This window comes from Nonomuraea sp. KM88 (assembly GCF_052245635.1).
Taxonomy (GTDB): domain Bacteria; phylum Actinomycetota; class Actinomycetes; order Streptosporangiales; family Streptosporangiaceae; genus Nonomuraea.
Genome location: NZ_JBQQCC010000006.1, coordinates 108,730 through 124,259 on the forward strand (window position 1 = coordinate 108,730; position 15,530 = coordinate 124,259).

15 protein-coding genes are annotated in these 15,530 nt (G+C 69.5%); 9 read left to right on the forward strand and 6 right to left on the reverse strand.

Features of this window, described 5'->3' with window-relative positions:
• The first annotated feature begins 5 nt into the window (after nt 1-5).
• The gene (locus ACTWPV_RS19885) at nt 6-1,739 is read left to right on the forward strand and encodes a CDP-glycerol glycerophosphotransferase family protein (protein ID WP_443152927.1); all 1,734 of its coding nucleotides are present in this window, start codon (nt 6-8) and stop codon (nt 1,737-1,739) included.
• A gap of 6 nt (nt 1,740-1,745) precedes the next feature.
• Here ACTWPV_RS19885 and ACTWPV_RS19890 read toward each other — a convergent pair whose 3' ends face one another.
• On the reverse strand, nt 1,746-2,762 hold the full coding sequence (locus tag ACTWPV_RS19890) for a glycosyltransferase family 2 protein (RefSeq protein ID WP_443152928.1): 1,017 nt from the start codon (nt 2,760-2,762) through the stop codon (nt 1,746-1,748).
• Nucleotides 2,763-2,844: 82 nt separating this feature from the next.
• Here ACTWPV_RS19890 and ACTWPV_RS19895 point away from each other — a divergent pair, with 82 nt between their 5' ends.
• The 5 genes from ACTWPV_RS19895 to ACTWPV_RS19915 all read left to right on the forward strand — a co-directional run bounded on the left by ACTWPV_RS19895 (nt 2,845) and on the right by ACTWPV_RS19915 (nt 7,285).
• Nucleotides 2,845-4,278 carry an LCP family protein gene (locus ACTWPV_RS19895; protein WP_443152929.1) on the forward strand — a complete coding sequence of 478 codons (1,434 nt, stop codon included), beginning with the start codon at nt 2,845-2,847 and terminating at the stop codon, nt 4,276-4,278.
• A gap of 35 nt (nt 4,279-4,313) precedes the next feature.
• Nucleotides 4,314-4,661, forward strand: a complete 348-nt coding sequence (locus ACTWPV_RS19900; RefSeq protein ID WP_347643210.1) for an STAS domain-containing protein — start codon at nt 4,314-4,316, stop codon at nt 4,659-4,661.
• Between the two features lie 47 nt (nt 4,662-4,708).
• The gene (locus ACTWPV_RS19905) at nt 4,709-5,590 is read left to right on the forward strand and encodes a GNAT family N-acetyltransferase (protein WP_443152930.1); all 882 of its coding nucleotides are present in this window, start codon (nt 4,709-4,711) and stop codon (nt 5,588-5,590) included.
• Nucleotides 5,587-6,426 (forward strand): LLM class flavin-dependent oxidoreductase, encoded by an 840-nt coding sequence (locus ACTWPV_RS19910; RefSeq protein WP_347643208.1) that lies wholly within the window; start codon nt 5,587-5,589, stop codon nt 6,424-6,426. Before ACTWPV_RS19905 ends, ACTWPV_RS19910 begins: the two co-directional genes overlap by 4 nt.
• Before the next feature lie 127 nt (nt 6,427-6,553).
• Entirely contained in the window at nt 6,554-7,285 is a 732-nt protein-coding gene (locus tag ACTWPV_RS19915) for a hypothetical protein (RefSeq protein ID WP_443152931.1), read from the forward strand.
• A gap of 7 nt (nt 7,286-7,292) precedes the next feature.
• On the opposite strand, the gene ACTWPV_RS19920 is transcribed toward ACTWPV_RS19915, so the two are convergent.
• The 4 genes from ACTWPV_RS19920 to ACTWPV_RS19935 form a co-directional block, all read right to left on the reverse strand.
• Complete coding sequence (locus tag ACTWPV_RS19920; RefSeq protein ID WP_443152932.1) at nt 7,293-8,114, reverse strand: hypothetical protein; 822 nt, start codon at nt 8,112-8,114, stop codon at nt 7,293-7,295.
• A 155-nt stretch (nt 8,115-8,269) separates the two neighbouring features.
• Nucleotides 8,270-9,409: a hypothetical protein gene (locus ACTWPV_RS19925; protein ID WP_443152933.1), complete on the reverse strand. Its 1,140-nt coding sequence runs from the start codon at nt 9,407-9,409 to the stop codon at nt 8,270-8,272.
• A gap of 109 nt (nt 9,410-9,518) precedes the next feature.
• On the reverse strand, nt 9,519-9,911 hold the full coding sequence (locus ACTWPV_RS19930; protein WP_443152934.1) for a VOC family protein: 393 nt from the start codon (nt 9,909-9,911) through the stop codon (nt 9,519-9,521).
• Nucleotides 9,912-10,179: 268 nt separating this feature from the next.
• The gene (locus ACTWPV_RS19935) at nt 10,180-10,869 is read right to left on the reverse strand and encodes a C39 family peptidase (RefSeq protein WP_443152935.1); all 690 of its coding nucleotides are present in this window, start codon (nt 10,867-10,869) and stop codon (nt 10,180-10,182) included.
• Between the two features lie 156 nt (nt 10,870-11,025).
• Between ACTWPV_RS19935 and ACTWPV_RS19940 the strand changes: the two genes are divergently transcribed.
• Nucleotides 11,026-12,033 carry an AraC family transcriptional regulator ligand-binding domain-containing protein gene (locus ACTWPV_RS19940; protein ID WP_443152936.1) on the forward strand — a complete coding sequence of 336 codons (1,008 nt, stop codon included), beginning with the start codon at nt 11,026-11,028 and terminating at the stop codon, nt 12,031-12,033.
• Between the two features lie 7 nt (nt 12,034-12,040).
• On the opposite strand, the gene ACTWPV_RS19945 is transcribed toward ACTWPV_RS19940, so the two are convergent.
• Complete coding sequence (locus tag ACTWPV_RS19945) at nt 12,041-13,561, reverse strand: nitrilase-related carbon-nitrogen hydrolase (RefSeq protein WP_443152937.1); 1,521 nt, start codon at nt 13,559-13,561, stop codon at nt 12,041-12,043.
• Nucleotides 13,562-13,763: 202 nt separating this feature from the next.
• Here ACTWPV_RS19945 and ACTWPV_RS19950 point away from each other — a divergent pair, with 202 nt between their 5' ends.
• The gene (locus ACTWPV_RS19950) at nt 13,764-14,381 is read left to right on the forward strand and encodes a hypothetical protein (protein WP_443152938.1); all 618 of its coding nucleotides are present in this window, start codon (nt 13,764-13,766) and stop codon (nt 14,379-14,381) included.
• A gap of 236 nt (nt 14,382-14,617) precedes the next feature.
• Entirely contained in the window at nt 14,618-15,424 is an 807-nt protein-coding gene (locus ACTWPV_RS19955; protein ID WP_347643199.1) for a PDZ domain-containing protein, read from the forward strand.
• Nucleotides 15,425-15,530 lie beyond the last annotated feature (106 nt).

The window sequence follows — 15,530 nt, forward strand, 5'->3', positions numbered from 1 at the left end:
ATCACATGAGGAGACTCATCGTGATCGCGGCACTGCTCGGCTGCTACCCCGTCCTGCTGGCGTCGGCCCTGTGGCCGGCGCCGGTCTTGTTCGGGGCCGTCGCCGCGGCCTCCTACCTGGTGGAGCGGGTGGCTCCGCGGGCCGGCAGGCCGCTGCCCGACCTGCTGTGCAAGGTGCACCTCGGGCTCACGCTGCGCTTCGCGGCCAGGGAGACCATGGCGCTGCTGCTGGTGGCGCGGACGGCCGGGCCCGACTCGCCCTGGTTCCTGGGGATGGCGGCCGGCGTGTTCGCGATCCACGTCGTACGGGCCGGGCACGCCGGGCTGGCCCTGCGGCTCAGGCAGATGCTCAGCCGGATGCCGGTGACGACCCGCAACCTCGACGTCTCCGCGCTGCGCATCCCCAAGCTGCCGCCCCGCTTCCTGCGCGACGACCGCAGCGTGCGCTTCCTCTATCTCGACGCGCTGCCGGTGCTCGGGGCGGCGTTCGACGCCAGGACGGCGGCCCTGGGCGCGAGCCTGGCCGTCGCGCTCGGCGCCGCCGGCACGCTCGCGCTCATCCCGTACGTACGGCGCGCCGCCCCGCTCACCGACAGGGCGAAGGTCATGGAGGTCGTGGGCAGGCAGGTCGAGAAGTACCGCCCCGAGGTCATCCTGTACTTCTCCGGCGCCCCCGCGGCCGCCTACCAGGCCAGGATGTGGCTGCCCGTGCTCGAACGCATCGACAGGCGCGCCATCGTCGTGCTCCGCGAGCGCGGCATGGCCGCCCATCTGGAGCCGACCACCCTGCCGATGTTGTGCTTCCCGTCGTCGGCCGACCTGATGAGCTTCCGCGCCCTGACCGCCGCCAAACTGTGCCTGTACGTCTCCAACGCCGGCCGCAACGTCCACATGCTGCGCATCCCGACCCTGCGCAGCGCGTTCCTGAACCACGGCGACAGCGACAAGGAGGCGTCGTTCAACCCGTTCTCCCGGGTCTACGACGAGGTGTGGGTGGCCGGGCCGGCGGGCCGCGACCGTTACCGGCGTGCCAGGGTCGGGGTCAGGGACGAGAACATCCACGAGGTCGGCAGGCCGCAACTCGAGGGCATCTCGACGGAGGGGCCGGGGCTGCCGTACCGGACCGTGCTCTATGCCCCCACCTGGGAGGGCTGGAGCGACGACCTGCTGCACACGTCGCTGATCAGCATGGGCCCGCGCCTCGTGCGGGCCCTGCTCGACCACCGTCCGCGCCTGCGCGTGATCTACAAGCCGCACCCGCTGACCGGTCACCGCGACAAGAGCGCCCTCCGGGCGCACAGAAAAATCGTCGCCATGATCGAGGAGAGCGAGCTGGCCACGTCGAAGGCCAGGCACCCGTCAGCGGCGGCCGGCGAGGCGCCGGCGATCAGGCATCTGATCGTCACCGGCTCCGAGCCGCATCTCTATGACTGCTTCAACGAGTGCGACATGCTCGTCACCGACATCTCCAGCGTCGTGGCCGACTTCCTGGCCAGCGAGAAGCCGTACGCGGTGACGAACGTGGCGGGCCTGCCGGAGAAGGCCTTCCACGAGCGTTACCCGAGCACCGAGGCGGGCGAGCTGCTCGGGCAGGACCTGGCCGGGCTGGCGGACTTCCTCAACGGGAAGGACACGCTGGCCCGGGCCAGGGTCAAGCTCAGGAGCTATCTGCTGGGGCCGGAATATCCCGACGCGCTGGCCCGCTTCAACGCCGCCATCGAGCGGGTGCTCGCGGGCTGAGTGGCGTCACCGCGGCGGCCTGGCCAGCTTCTTCGAGCTGGTGAGGAAGCCCCAGCCCCAGGAGCAGTGCATGGTGGCGTACACGATCGGCAGGCGCAGCTTCGCGGCGGCCGGCAGACCGCTGCCCGTCAGCGCCGAGCCGGCCACGATGGCCAGCGCGTAGCCCCCGGGGACGACCAGCGCGAGCGGGAAGACCGGCGAGGCGACCAGCGCGAGCAGCATGGCCAGCACCGCGGCGGGCGGCGCGAGGTAGCGCAGGTTGATCGTGCCCTCGTGGGTGCGCGCGACCACGCGCCGCCAGCGGCCGTAGTGGAAATACTGCCGGGCCAGCGCCTTGACGTTGGGCCGCGGCCGGTAGGAGACCCGCATGCGCGGCTGGAACCACACCAGGCCGCCGCTCTGGCGGATGCGGTGGTTCATCTCCCAGTCCTGGGCGCGCTGGAAGTGCTCGTCGTAGCCGCCCACCCGGTCGAGCGCCGAGCGCCGGAACACGCCGAGGTAGACGGTGTCGGCCGGGCCCGCCGTGCCGCCCACGTGGAAGGCGGCGGCGCCCACGCCGATCTTGGAGGTCATGGCGCAGGCCACGGCCTGCTCGAACGGCGTGACGCCCTCGGCCGCCATCACGCCGCCGACGTTGTCGGCGCCGGTCTCCGCCAGCGTCTCGACCGCCACGCGCAGGTAGTCGGAGGGCAGCATGGCGTGCCCGTCGACTCTGGCGATGATGCCGTTGCGTGACGCGGCGATGGCGGCGTTGAGCGCGTTGGGAGTGCGGCCCGTGGGGTTGGGCACGACGGTCACCCGTGGATCGGCCGCCGCGATGGCCTCGGCGACCTCCTGGGTGCAGTCTTGGGAGGGACCCACGGCGAGGACGACCTCGATCTCACCGGGGTAGCTCTGGGCGAGGACCTGGTCGACGGCCTCGCGGAGATGCCGCTCCTCGTTGAGGACCGGCATGACGACGGAGATGGGGGGCCAGGCACGCGTCTCCGCGGGAGCGTGCGGCGAGTCGGGGAACTGCTTCATGGCGGGGCTCACGCTACTGTACGAGCAGGGGAGGAGGGCAATCGAAAGCCCGATCCTCCGGCGTGAACAGAGGGGGACGTGCATGCGCGAGCCGGGCGAGGAGGACGCCGGTGTGCTCGTGGGCGGAGACGCCTATGGCGGTGTCAAGCTCGCACCCGGCCGCACCCGCAGGCCGCTGAAAAGCGCCAGGGCCCGCCGCCGCAACGTGCTGATCGCGGGTTTCCTGTCCACGTGCGTGCTGGTCACGACCGGCGTGGTGTGGGCGACCCCCCGCCAGATCGGCACGGTCGACGCGGGCGTGACCGCGTCCTCCTCCCGCGGCGCCGAGAACATCCTGCTGGTGGGGGTCGACAAGCGCGACGACCTGACCCGCCAGCAGCAGAACCGGCTCAAGCTGGGCCGCGAGTCCGGGCAGCGCACCGACACCATGATGGTCATCCACCTGTCCGAGGACCACCGCAAGGTCACGGTGGTGAGCCTGCCGCGCGACACCTGGACGACGGTCCCCGGCAAGGGCGACCACAAGATCAACTCGGCCTACCAGTTCGGCGGGCCCAAGCTCGCCAGGCAGACCGTCGAGTCCGTCACCGGGCTGCAGATCAACCGCTACATCGAGGTCAACATCCTCGGCTTCATCGACGTCGTCGACTCCCTCGGCGGGGTCACCGTCTGCACGCCGGTGCCGATCAAGGACCAGCGGATCGCGCTCGACCTGCCCGCCGGCACCCACAAGCTCGACGGCGTCCAGGCGCTCGGCTACGCCCGCACCCGCGCCACCGCCCGTTCCGACCTCGACCGCATCGACCGGCAGCAGCAGGTCATCTCCGCATTGCTCAACCGGGCGCTGAGCGCGGGCACGCTGGCCAACCCCGGCACGCTGGCCTCGTTCGTCAACTCGACGCTGAGCACGGTCAAGGTCGACCCCGACGACGGGCTGATCGGCCTGGCCACCCAGCTCAGGGACGTCTCGCTGGAGGACGTGAAGTTCGCGGAGGTGCCGCTGGCCGACGTCGACTACAAGACGCCCACAGGAGAGTCCGCGGTGTTGTGGGACAAGGCGGCGGCCCGCGACATGTTCTCCAGGATCGACGCCGACCGCGACCTGGCCGCGCCCACCCCGTCGGCCACTCCCTCGGCCAAGCCGTCACCCATCCCGCCGGAGAGCGTCTCGCTCAGGATCAAGAACGGCACGCTGATCAACGGTCTCGGCGCCCGCACCAAGGAGGCGCTGGTCGCGTACGGGTTCAAGGTGCCCGGGCAGCCGGGCAACACCAGGCAGCACGACTACGAGAAGACCGTCGTGCGCCATGGCAAGGGCCAGGAGGAGGCCGCGCGGGTGGTGGCCGACGCCATCCCCGGGTCCGAGCTGCGCGAGGTGGACATCAACGGCATCGAGCTGATTCTCGGCAGCGACCAGCCGAAGGTCCGGCAGAAGGGGTCGAAATCCATGCCGACCGCGAAGCCGAGCGTTACACCCTCCACCAAAACGGCAATGCAGAACATATGTAAGAAATAGACACATCTTTCTGCAGGTCGGGACAGGTGAGGCCCATGGTGGTCAGACAGTGGCGGGAGGACCGCTGCACGGTCGTCCACATCGCAGGCGACCTTGACGTGGCAGGGGCTCCGAGGCTGCAGGCCGAGCTGGAGCAGGCGATGGCCGCCGCCGAGCCGCTCCAACTCGTCATCGACCTGACCGGGGCCCCCTTCTGCGACTCCGTCGGCCTGGGCGTGCTGGTTTCCACGTACAACCAGGTCCACCAGCGGCACGGCCGCCTGATCCTCGTGGTCGGCCCCGGCATGATCCGCCACCTGCTGACGATCACCAACCTGGACCACCATTTCGAGACCACCGAATCGCTCGGCGAGGCGCGCACGGCCCTCGACGACGCCGCCTGACCCGCGGGCGGTCTTGATCCGCGGCAGGCGTGCGAGAAGATGTCATCGTGGGCACGCCCAGCGGGAGCCCCCCCTTCGCGCGCATGGAGGCCTTCACGTTGTTCGACCAGTTCCCCGAGCCTGCCCGCTCCCAGCTGGTGTCCGCCTTCGAGGAGGGCAGGACGCGGCCCGAGTGGTGCTTCACGGAAGGGCAGGCCCGCCTCGCCTACTGGGCGCCCTTTCCCGGCTCCGGACCAGTGATCACCTGGCAGTTCGACCCCGGGCCCGACCCCGTCGCCGCCGCCGGCCTGGTGCGCCGCAGCCTGGCGGAGATGAGGCTGAGCAAGATGATCCACGACATCCCCCTCAGGCCCGGGCTCTCCCCTGTCGTCGACCGCGCCGTCGAGCACGAGGCCCTGACCCTGGCCGGCTTCACCATGGAGGTCGAGCGGCTCATGCTCGAATGGGCGGCGGGCACCGACCTGCCCGACGACCCCGGCCGGCTGACCTACCGCCCCGCGCGCCGCATGGACCCGTCATACGTGCTCGACATCCTCATCCGCGTGTCCGAGGGCTCGCTCGACCACGACACCCAGGTCGAGGTGGCCACCGTGGGAGCCGAGCGCGAGGCCCGGTGGATGTACGACGACCTGATCAACCGCAAGGCCAAGCCCGACTGGTTCGTCATCGGCTGTCTGGGCGACGCCCCCGTCGGGCTGGTGGTTCCCGACGACCACTCCATCGCCTACATCGGGGTGCTGCCCGAGCACCGCGGCCACGGCTACGTCAACGACCTGCTGGCCAGGGGCACCCGCACGCTCGCCGAGGCCGGCGTGCCGCGCATCGTCGCGGCCACCGACGCCGCAAACGTCCCGTCGGCCGGCGCGTTCCTGCGCGCCGGATACGCGGAGGTCGGCCGGCTCTTTCGCTACTACTGGAGAGCATCATGAGACTTGGCGTCATGTTCGACCGGGACCTGCCGCCCGAGCAGCTGATCCCGTTCGCCGGAGAGCTCGACGGCACCGCCGTCGACGACCTGTGGGTGGTGGAGGACCTCGGCTGGACGGGCGGCGTCTCGGCGGCGGCCACCGCACTCGCCGTCACGTCCCGGCTGCGCGTCGGCATCGGCATCACCCCCGCTCCCCTGCGCAATCCGATGCTGCTGGCGATGGAGCTGGCCAATCTGGCCCGCATGCATCCCGGCCGGCTGGCCGCCGGCATCGGTCACGGCGTGCCCGCCTGGATGCGCCAGGCCGGCGCCGCCGTTGCCTCGCCGCTGTCCCTCCTGGAGGAGACGATCACGTCCGTACGCGCACTGCTGCGCGGCGAGACGGTCACTCTGCACGGCCGGTCCGTGCACCTCGACGGCGTGTCGCTGGTGCACCCGCCGGCCGAGCCGCCGCCCGTGCTCGCCGGGGTGAAGGGACCGCGCTCGCTGGCGTTGTCGGGACGGGTCGCGCAGGGCACGATCGTGCCCGAAGGCATCGGTCCCGCGCAGCTGCCCGGCGTGCGGTCGCAGATCGGCGGCGGCGCGGATCACGAGCTCGTGGTCTTCACCTACCTGCACACGGGGGCCGGCGCCGCCGAGGCGGTGGAGGAGACGGTGGCCGGGCAGGCGGAGTTCCTGGGGGTCTCGCCCGCGGACGTGGTGATGGCGACCGGGACACCCGACGAGGCGGCGGCGCAGGTCAAGAGCATGTGGGCGGCCGGCGCCGACACGGTCGCGGTGCGCCCGCTGGGGGCGGACCCGCTGCGCCACGTCAACGCGCTGCTGTCGGCTCTCTGACGCGATCCTTCAGCCGGCCGTTCGACGCGGCCGGGGAGCGCCTTCGGCCGAATGGCCGATGGGCCACAGGAGGCGGTCGGTCCTCCGGCCGATGGCGGGCGAGCGGCGTTCGGCCACCATCGTCCGCATGAGGCACATCACAGTAGCGGCGGCCTGCGCGGCGGCCATGGCCCTGGCCGCGACGGGCTGCGGCGTGGAGTTCGACGCCGCGGAGGTGCGCGCCACGGAGTCGTTCGTCTTCACAGGCCCCGAGTTGGGAATCCGGTCGTCGCTGGGCGGCGTGCGCGTGCTCCAAGGAGCCGGAGGGCGGGTCGAGGTGGAGCGGTGGGTGCGCGGCAAGGCCGCTGACGAGGGCAACGCCACCTGGTCGCTGCGCGACGGCACGCTCCGCCTGAGCGCCGACTGCAACATGATCGTGGGCGACTGCGGCGCCCGCTACCACGTCCGCGTCCCGCCCGGCGTACGGCTGTCGGTCGAAGCGGCCGACGGCGTCATCCTCAAGGGCCTCGCCCAGGACGTGGACGTGGTGAGCCGCGACCGCATCCAGGTGTCGGGCGCCTCCGGACGGTTGCGGCTGCGCAGCGAGGGCTCGATCACGGCTGAGGGCCTGACGTCGGACGCGGTCAGGTGCCGGACGGTCGACGGGCAGATCGACGTGGCGTTCGACCGCCCGCCCGCCGACCTCGACCTGCTCTCACGCGAGGGCAGGGTGACCGCGAAGGTGCCTTCCGGCTCGTACGCGGTCACGGCCACGAGCAAGGAGGGCCGCGAACGCACCACGGTCACGCGCGACGCGGGGAGTTCCCGCACCATCGTCGCCCGCAGCGGGTCGGGGGACGTCCGCGTCCTCGCCAGGTGAGCGTGCCCTACTCCCAGATGGCGGTGTACTTGCCGTTCTCGGCGTTCACCTGGACGGGGTGCAGCCCTCGCTTCTTGAGGGCGTTGAACCGCTTCTGGTAGCCGGCCGCGGACATGTCGATGTAGTGGGCCCAGGACTTGCGCCCGTCCTTGCGCCACACGGCCGCATACGTGCCGTCGGGCGCCACCGCCACCTTGACCGGCCGGTAGCCCTGACTCTTCTTCGCGTAGAACTCCTCCTTGTGGCGCTCGCGCGACATGCCGTAGGTGTACTTCCAGGTTCCGCCGGGGTTGGGGGTCCACACGCCCACGTAGCGGATGTCGCCGGGGGTGCCGTAGGCGTCGACGGAGGAGAGCGCCAGCCCCTGCGCCGCGGCCTCCTTGTTGTAGGCGCCGAACTGTGCGGGCGTGAGGCCGTGCTTGGTGAGGAACTTCGTGCTCTTGCGCTCCCAGATGGCGGTGAAGAGGGGTGCGTCGGCCGGCCCGGTCGCCGAGACGGAGACGGGCTGCGCGCCTTCCCGCATGCCCGCGTCGAACTGGTGCTGGAACTCGCGGGACGACATGCCCTGCCAGATGCCCCATCCCGACGAACTGCCCTTGACCCACACGGCCGCGTAGTGCTCTCCGTCGGAGACGTTCACCGTGATCGGCCGGTAGCCGCGGCTCTTGAGCGTCTTCACGTGCATCACGCTCTGCGCCGGGGTCGCGTTGTGGTAAGCCTGCCACGCCGGCGCCGCCTGGGCTCCGGCCGCAGGGGCTACGGCCACGGCCGGAGCGGCGAGCCCGGCAACCACGGATGCGACAACTGCGATCTTTCTCTTGGTCTGCATGACCCTCCCCGGACAGGATTTTTTTACCAGGTTTTTAAGACAAGGTAAGACCATAACAGGGGATACATGCTGTCCGCTGGCGAGTGCTGTGAGCCGCGACAAGCGTGGACGCCGGGTTAAGCTCCGGTTCGTCCTCGGTCAAGAGAACCGCAGGGTCAACCGACCTTCGCGAAGGGCGTCGGCACCTGGCCCGTCCAGCGGTAGAGCTCGGCGTGCCCGGTGTGCTTGACCTCGCCGTCCTCCGTGATCGTGCCGGCTCTGGAGGCATAGTAGCGGCCCCGGCCGAGCGAGATCAGGCCGTACTCGCCGGTGAACTCCCACCCACGCACGCCCGACTCCTCGTGCTCCAGCCCGCCCGGCGCCAGGGTGAGCAGGTTGCCCTGCTCGGGCTCCGGCTGGCCGACGATCTTACCCTTCCTGGGCTGCTCGTCGCCCTTCACCATGAAGAAGGGGTAGTTGGGGAACTGCGGCTTCTTCCCCTTGTACACGGCCATCATCCAGTTGCCCGTGTGGTCGTCGTACTCCAGGTTCTGCACGCCGTAGGTGGTGTTGCCGGTGTAGACGAAGTATTTCCCGTCCACCTGCTCGGGGCCGCTGGTGTGCGGGTCGCTCTCGGTGAGCGGCTTCTCGTACTTCTTCCACCGGCTGATGTCGTACTGGAGGAGGACCTGGTGGTCGTTGTCCTCCCTGCCGACGTGGGAGTAGATGCCGTACGCGACGGTCAGCCGCTCCTTGCCGTGCTTCTTGCCGAACTCCGGCCCGAACGACACGCCGTCGATGCCGCTGCAGCCGTACCTGTGGTCGGGGGTGTCAGCGATGTTGCCGTCGAACTTGCCGTCGCCGTTCATGTCGGCGACGTAGTCGTCGACGACCTCCTTGAGGTACACGGTCCTGACCACGTCGGTGGTCTGCGCGTCCATGTTCATGCTGGTGATGCGGTCGGCGTCGAAGATGGCGATGTAGAACGACTCCTGCTCCTTGTACTCCAGGGAGCCGTACACCCGCCCGTCCCTGGCGTTGAAGTCGAGGTCGCCGAGATGCCCCGTGAAGCCCGTCACCGAGCCGACCGGGTTGCCCTTGAGGTCGGTCTTGACGAGCAGGTTGGTGAAGGAGAAGTACATGTACCCCTTGCGCTGGTCGATGGCGATGCCCTGGACGTGGCCGGCGGTCCAGGCGCCACCGTAGATCTCCTTCGGGAGGTCCCGGGGGCGGTCGGCGGGGGTAGCGGAGACCGCGGTGGAGAGCAGGCCGAGAGTGGCGGTGGCGGCGAGGGTGAAGGTCAGGACCTTGCGCATGTTGCAGTACCCGTTTCCGATTAAGGATCAGCCCGAAACCAGAAGGTATACCGACATGGTGCCAATATCTGACATTTACCCCAACACGCCGTGAAGCCCGGACAAACCGTTAACCGTCGAGGCGGGAGGCGACCAGCTCGACCTCAAAGCCGTCGCGGTCCTCCAGGTAGGCGGCGTAGTGCTCGTCACCGCCGGCATGGGGGTGGCGGTCGGGGAACAGCAGCGTCCAGCCGTACGCCGGCGCCTCCCCCACCAGCTCGTCCAGCCGGGCCCGCCCGTCCACGTGGAAGGCCAGATGGTTCAGGCCGGGACGGCAGCGGTCGTGCCGGTCGGCGATGAGCGCCGGCGACTGCTCCAGCACCACGTACGTCAGCCCCGACCGCCAGCTACGGCCGTCGCTCCACTCCTGGTAGGGGCGGTAGCCGAGGGCCCGCAGCAGCCACTGCCAGCTCTCGGTGGCGCGCCCCAGGTCGGGCACCCACAGCTCGACGTGATGCAGCATCCGGGCAGTAGATCAGAGTTTCTCGACGAAGTACATGTCCCAGCCCGGCTGCAGGGTCTTGGCCAGTGTCGAGGCGTTGACGGCGTGGGAGCCGCCGGTCGGCACAGGGCGCCGATGCTCACGGTGAGGCCGACGGCGGTCCCTGTCCTGCGGTTCGTCACTTGACAGCTCCAGGTGTTCGTACGGACGACGAGCAGGGACCGTAGTGCGCCGCCGGAAGATGATCAGGGACCACCGTGAAATATGGGCCGAAACCGTGGGATATAGGTCAGCTCTTCGAGATGGAGTACATGTTGCCGCCCGACTGCAGGACCTTGGCCAGGGTGGAGGCCTTGATGGTGTGGGAGCCGCCGGTCGGCTTCCAGGGGTCGTAGACGGTGATGGTGTTCGCCAGCTTGTCGTAGCCGTACGCGATGATCGCGTGGCCGACCTTCGAGCCCTTGACCTTGCCCTTGTTCCAGGGCAGCTGCTCCATCCACACCGCGAGCACCGGCGCCTTGCGCAGCTCGCCCACCTGGGTGGAGACCCGGTCCATGAGCACCAGCGCGTTGCCGTCGGCGTCGGTCGTGCTCGTGACCTTGTACCCCTTCGACTTGAGGTAGGTGTTGATCACCGGAATGGCGTACTTGCCCTTGGTGCCGCCGGAGGCGGTGGTCTTCATCTTCTTGGCCAGGGTCTTCTGGCTGACCTTGACGCCGAAGGTCGACAGGCTCATCGACGACGAGGCGGGCACGCAGTAGTAGTTGGTCTGCTGGTACTGCCCTTTCAGGCTGACCTTGTACTTCAGCGGGCTGAGCAGGCCCTTGGTGCTGGCGGTCGGGGTGGGGGTGGGGGTGGAGGTGGGAGCCGGGGCGGGCGTGGGGGTCGAGGGAGAGGCGTGAGCCGGAGTCAGAGAGGTGAAGCACAGAGCGCCGATGGTCACGGTGAGGCCGACGGCGGTCCCTGTCCTGCGGTTCATCACTTGATCGCTCCATGTGTGCACACAAACGACTGACAGTGGTCAAGGACCGTAGTTGAGTTGTTAAAAGAGTGCAAACAGTTACGGAAGGTTACGATGAGCCTGAAGCGCCGATGTGTCCCCTGATGTCCGGCAGGTCGTCTGTTAGCGTCATTCGTGCAGCGAGAGGTGGTGCACATGTCGGCGGGCGGCGTGGCGATCCAGTTCGTACGCGCGGCCGTCGCCTCCGCGGAGACGCCCGATCTCGACATCGGGCGCGCCCTGCCCGCGCTGACGCGGCCCGGCGCCACCCACGTCAGCTGCGCCCAGACGGTCAAGGCGATGCGGACCCTGTGGCGGCACAGCGACGACGAGCTGCTCAGGCTCGGGCCGCGGCCCCTCCCGCCCGGCACCTTCCGGATGATCTCGCTGGGGCTGATCCACGCGCCCGACCTGCGGGCCGCGCTCGAGCGCCTGACCGAGTTCGCGTCGATCACCACGGGCTACACCCGCAGCCGTCTCGTCATCGATGACGCCACCTGCCGGATCGAGATCGCCGCCGAGCCCGGCACCCGCATCCCGCCGCTCGCCGCCGAGATCATGCTCGCCCTCGTGCACCGCTTCCCGGCCTGGCTCGCCGGGAAGCACATCGTGCCGTCCCGGCTGGAGCTGCCCTTCCCCGAGCCCGGGTACAGCGACGCATACGTACCGGTCTTCGGCCGGATGCCGGTCTTCGACGCCCCGGCGGTGTCGATCAGCTTCGACGCCCGGCACCTCACGGCCCCCGTCGTGCGCGGGGAAGCCGACCTGCTGCGCTACCTCCGCCGCTGGCCGGCCGACCTGATCCTGCACCGCGACTACGGCACGACGACCGCCGCCCGCGTACGCAACGTCCTCGAACGCGGCGACACCACCGAATGGACGCGCGCCGACGACGTGGCTGCCAGGCTGTCGATCAGCCCCCAGCACATGCGCCGGCTCCTGCGGCAGGAGGGCACGTCGTTCCAGCGAATCCGGGAGGAGGTGCTGCGGGACCTGGCCGTCGCGAGCCTGGAGCGCGGCAGGGAGTCGATCGAGGAGATCTCCTCGCGGCTCGGGTTCTCCGAGCCCAGCGCGTTCCGGCGGGCCTTCACGCGCTGGGTCGGCAGCCCGCCGGGCGCCTACCGCGCCCGGCACACCGTCTGACCCGGGGCTATCGGGTGCGGCGGCGGACCGCCAGGCCGATCGCGACGGCCGTCCCGGCCAGGCACACCCAGGCGAAGGCGTCGCCGATCACCCGGTAGACGGTGGTGGTGCCGCGCACGGGCACGTCGGAGAAGACCACGTGCCGGTCGCCGCCCGCGTAGTCGTGCGCGGCCAGCACCCTGCCCTGCGGGTCGAACGCCCCCGACACTCCGAACTCGGCCTGCCGGACCATCGCGTACCCGTTCTCGATCGAGCGCAGGCTCGCCTTCTGGCTGTGCACCGGCCCGATCTCCGCCCAGTCGCGTGCGGGCACGAGCACGATGTCGGCGTCCACGCGCATCAGCTCGGGAAAGTCGGCGTCGAAGCAGATCACCGTGGCCAGCCGCCCGTACGGCGTCCGCGCGACCGGCACCACGCCGTCGCCCGGCGGGTAGAACTCCAGGCCGGGAATGGGATGGGCCTTGTTGTAGACCCAGACCCGTGTGCCTGCCGGGTCGTACAGGTAGGTGCGGTTGGCCGCGTACGGCGCCTGCGGCAGGACGACGGACACGGCGGCCTGCAAATAGATCCCGCTCTCCCGCGCCACGGCCGCCACCTGGCCGAGGAACGCCCGCTCGTCGGCGGCCAGGACGCCGGCGGCCTGCTCGGACCACATCACGATCTTCGCGCCCGCCTGCCCCGCCTCCCGCGTCCTGGCCAGCAGGTTGGCGTTGACCTTGCCGAAGGCCGCCCGTACGGTCGCCTGATCCTGTCCCGCCACCTGCTGCGGGGTGAGGTCCGCGCTGAGCGTTGCGCGCAGTTCGCGGGTGACCGAGGTGTCCGGGCTGATGCCGGCGACCCGCACGGTGCCGCCGTCCGGCGGGAGGAACGCGAGCCTCGCCCCGCCGGCGAGGAGGGCGATCAGGAGCACGACGACGTACGCGGCCGCGCCACGGACGGCGTTCGCCCGCAGGCGCTGCTCCCAGAGGTGGTTCGCCGTCGTCGCGAACCAGCCGATGAGGAACCCCACGCCGTACGGGCCGGTCACCGACACGACCTGCAGCAGCGCCAGGTCGTCGTGCTGGGTGGCGGCCGGCACGCCGAACGCGGTGCCGAACGGGCTGAGCAGCGTCATCAGGAACTCGCAGGCCGCCAGCGCCGCCGGGAACAGCAGCAGGGACGTGACCGTACCCGCCCTCGGGGAGACGAGCCGGTCCACGACGTACGGCACGACCGTCAGGGTGCCCAGCCCGATGATGCCCACCACCACGATCACGGTCATCGGCACGGCGGTCTCGACCAGCCAGAACACGCCGGCCAGCGCCGAGGCCGCCCACACCGCCGCGAGCCCGCCGAGGGCCGGGCCGGTCCGTACGAACCTCAGCAGGAAGACCGGGGACAACCACGCCGCCACGGCGATGTCGAAACGGCCGTGAACCGCGAAGAGCCACAGCAGCGTCCCCGCTCCCAGCCAGGCCCACCGCCACCGACGTCCGCCAGGGACCGGCGGCGCGACCTCGCTCCGCCGCTCGATCTGCTCTGCCCGCATGTGATTCTTCCCCGCCGTCGAAGCCTCCGCCCGGAGGGTTCGACCAGTGCCTTGCGCGACGGCCGATCCGGTCGCGGACCGACGCTAACCGCGGCACCCTCCTGAAGGCTGTGACCCGGCCTCTCTTCATTCATGACCGAACCGCTCCTCGCCCGGCCAGGAATGCCTCGCTGAAAGGGGAGTTCGAGAAGATACTGAGCGGGTGGAGCGCGAGCGGCCGAGCCAGAAGTTCCTCTGGATCGTCTTGGCCCCAGTAGCGGTGGCGATCATCATCGCACTCGTCAACGGCCCTACCGGCAACCTCTACGACTGGTTCAGGAACGAGCAGCCGTCTCCCTCTACCGGAGCAGGATCACCCAGCGCTCCGCCGGCGGAAACCGCCCAGCCGAGCAGCCCTCCGTCCGAGACGCCCATAGGCGACGATCCGCCGCCCATTTACCGGCAGAAAGGCATCAACCTTTCGAAGGGCTACACGATCTCCTTCTCCGACAGGCCCATTCGCCCGAACCAGGAGAACGGGACGATGGGCATGAGGCATGACGGTTACGTGTCGGTGCGCGGTGGACGGCAGGTGGTCCTCCTGAAACCCGGGCAACCACGTGAATACCGCACCTGCCGCGACGACACCCGTTACTACCAGCACGTCACCATCCCCGGCATTCCCGGCTCGAAGCTGCCGGAGGGTGCGGCGCTCTGCGTCACCGACACGGACAGCGGGCTGATCACGCTCGTCAAGGTGACCGGCTGGAGCGACTCGGACGAGGACGCCGACTACATGACCCTCGACATCACCGTCTGGCAGGGGCCGGTCTACGACTGAGACTCACCGCCGGGGTCGCGGCCAGGCGCCTTCGTCAAGGCGCTGCCAACGCACCAGCGTGCGTCCGACGTGCGCGAATTTGATTTTCGGCGCCGGAATTAATGGGTCCTGAAGAACAAGTAAATCGTCATTAAAGCGATGACTTCTAGCGTGCCACACATCGGTTGAGCACCAGGCGACCGAACCACCACAAAGCTGTCCGCAAGCATCGTACGCAACGGAAAAGGACGGGCTTCATGGACCTGCATCCATGGGATCGTCGCGGCCGGACGATCGACTTCATCAGAAGTATACGCGCTTCCCAGGATGAGATCTGGGAACGGCTGTCGACCCCAGCCGGCATCAAATCATGGCTACGGATGTCGGAGGTCGAGCTCGAACTGAAAGAAGGCGGTGCGTTCCGCTTCGCGTTGCACACCCAAGGGCGGGCTGACGTGGCGGCGAGCCACGAGATCGTGGGCCGGGTCAAAGAGGCCGTTCCCGGGTGGCTGCTGGCCCTTGAGTATCCCCTGCCCGCGAGCGGCGTCTGGACGGACCTGAGCTTCCAGCTCCGGCCCTCCTATCCGGTTTTCCACCAGGACTATCCGGTCGAGTGCGATCTCTGGTTGACCCATTCCGGTTTTCCGCACGAGGGACTGGGCCTTTTCGAGTTCGACGGTCACCACCGGCACTGGCGCCAGCGTGTGCTCGATCTCGCGGTGGACGTCGAGGGGCGCCCGCCCTTGCCGCGGCCCTCCTGCCTGTCGGGCCTGCAGTTCGTCGGCGGCGCCACCGGCATCGGCCTGCTGGTTTCGCAGGCGATCAAGGGTTCACCGGCGGATGTCGCCGGCATTCGCGAGGGCGACGTCCTGGTCAGTGTCAACGGGATCCGGATGAACGCCCTGGACGATTTCCATGACTGGATCGACGAATGCGAACCGGGCGACGTCGGCGAGGTCCGACTCCAGGACCGTACGGTGCGACTGGCCACCGAAGACTACGAAACCGCGCGCCGGCGATTCCTGCTGCGGGCGGATGAGGATTGGGTTCCGGCCCGACGGTGACGGCGGACGGGGCTCGATGGAAAGGGCGAAACCCATCGCTCGACATAGCGAATTCCGAGAGGAGGTGCACCATGAACAAGTCTGCCGGGGCGAAGACGATTCAGCC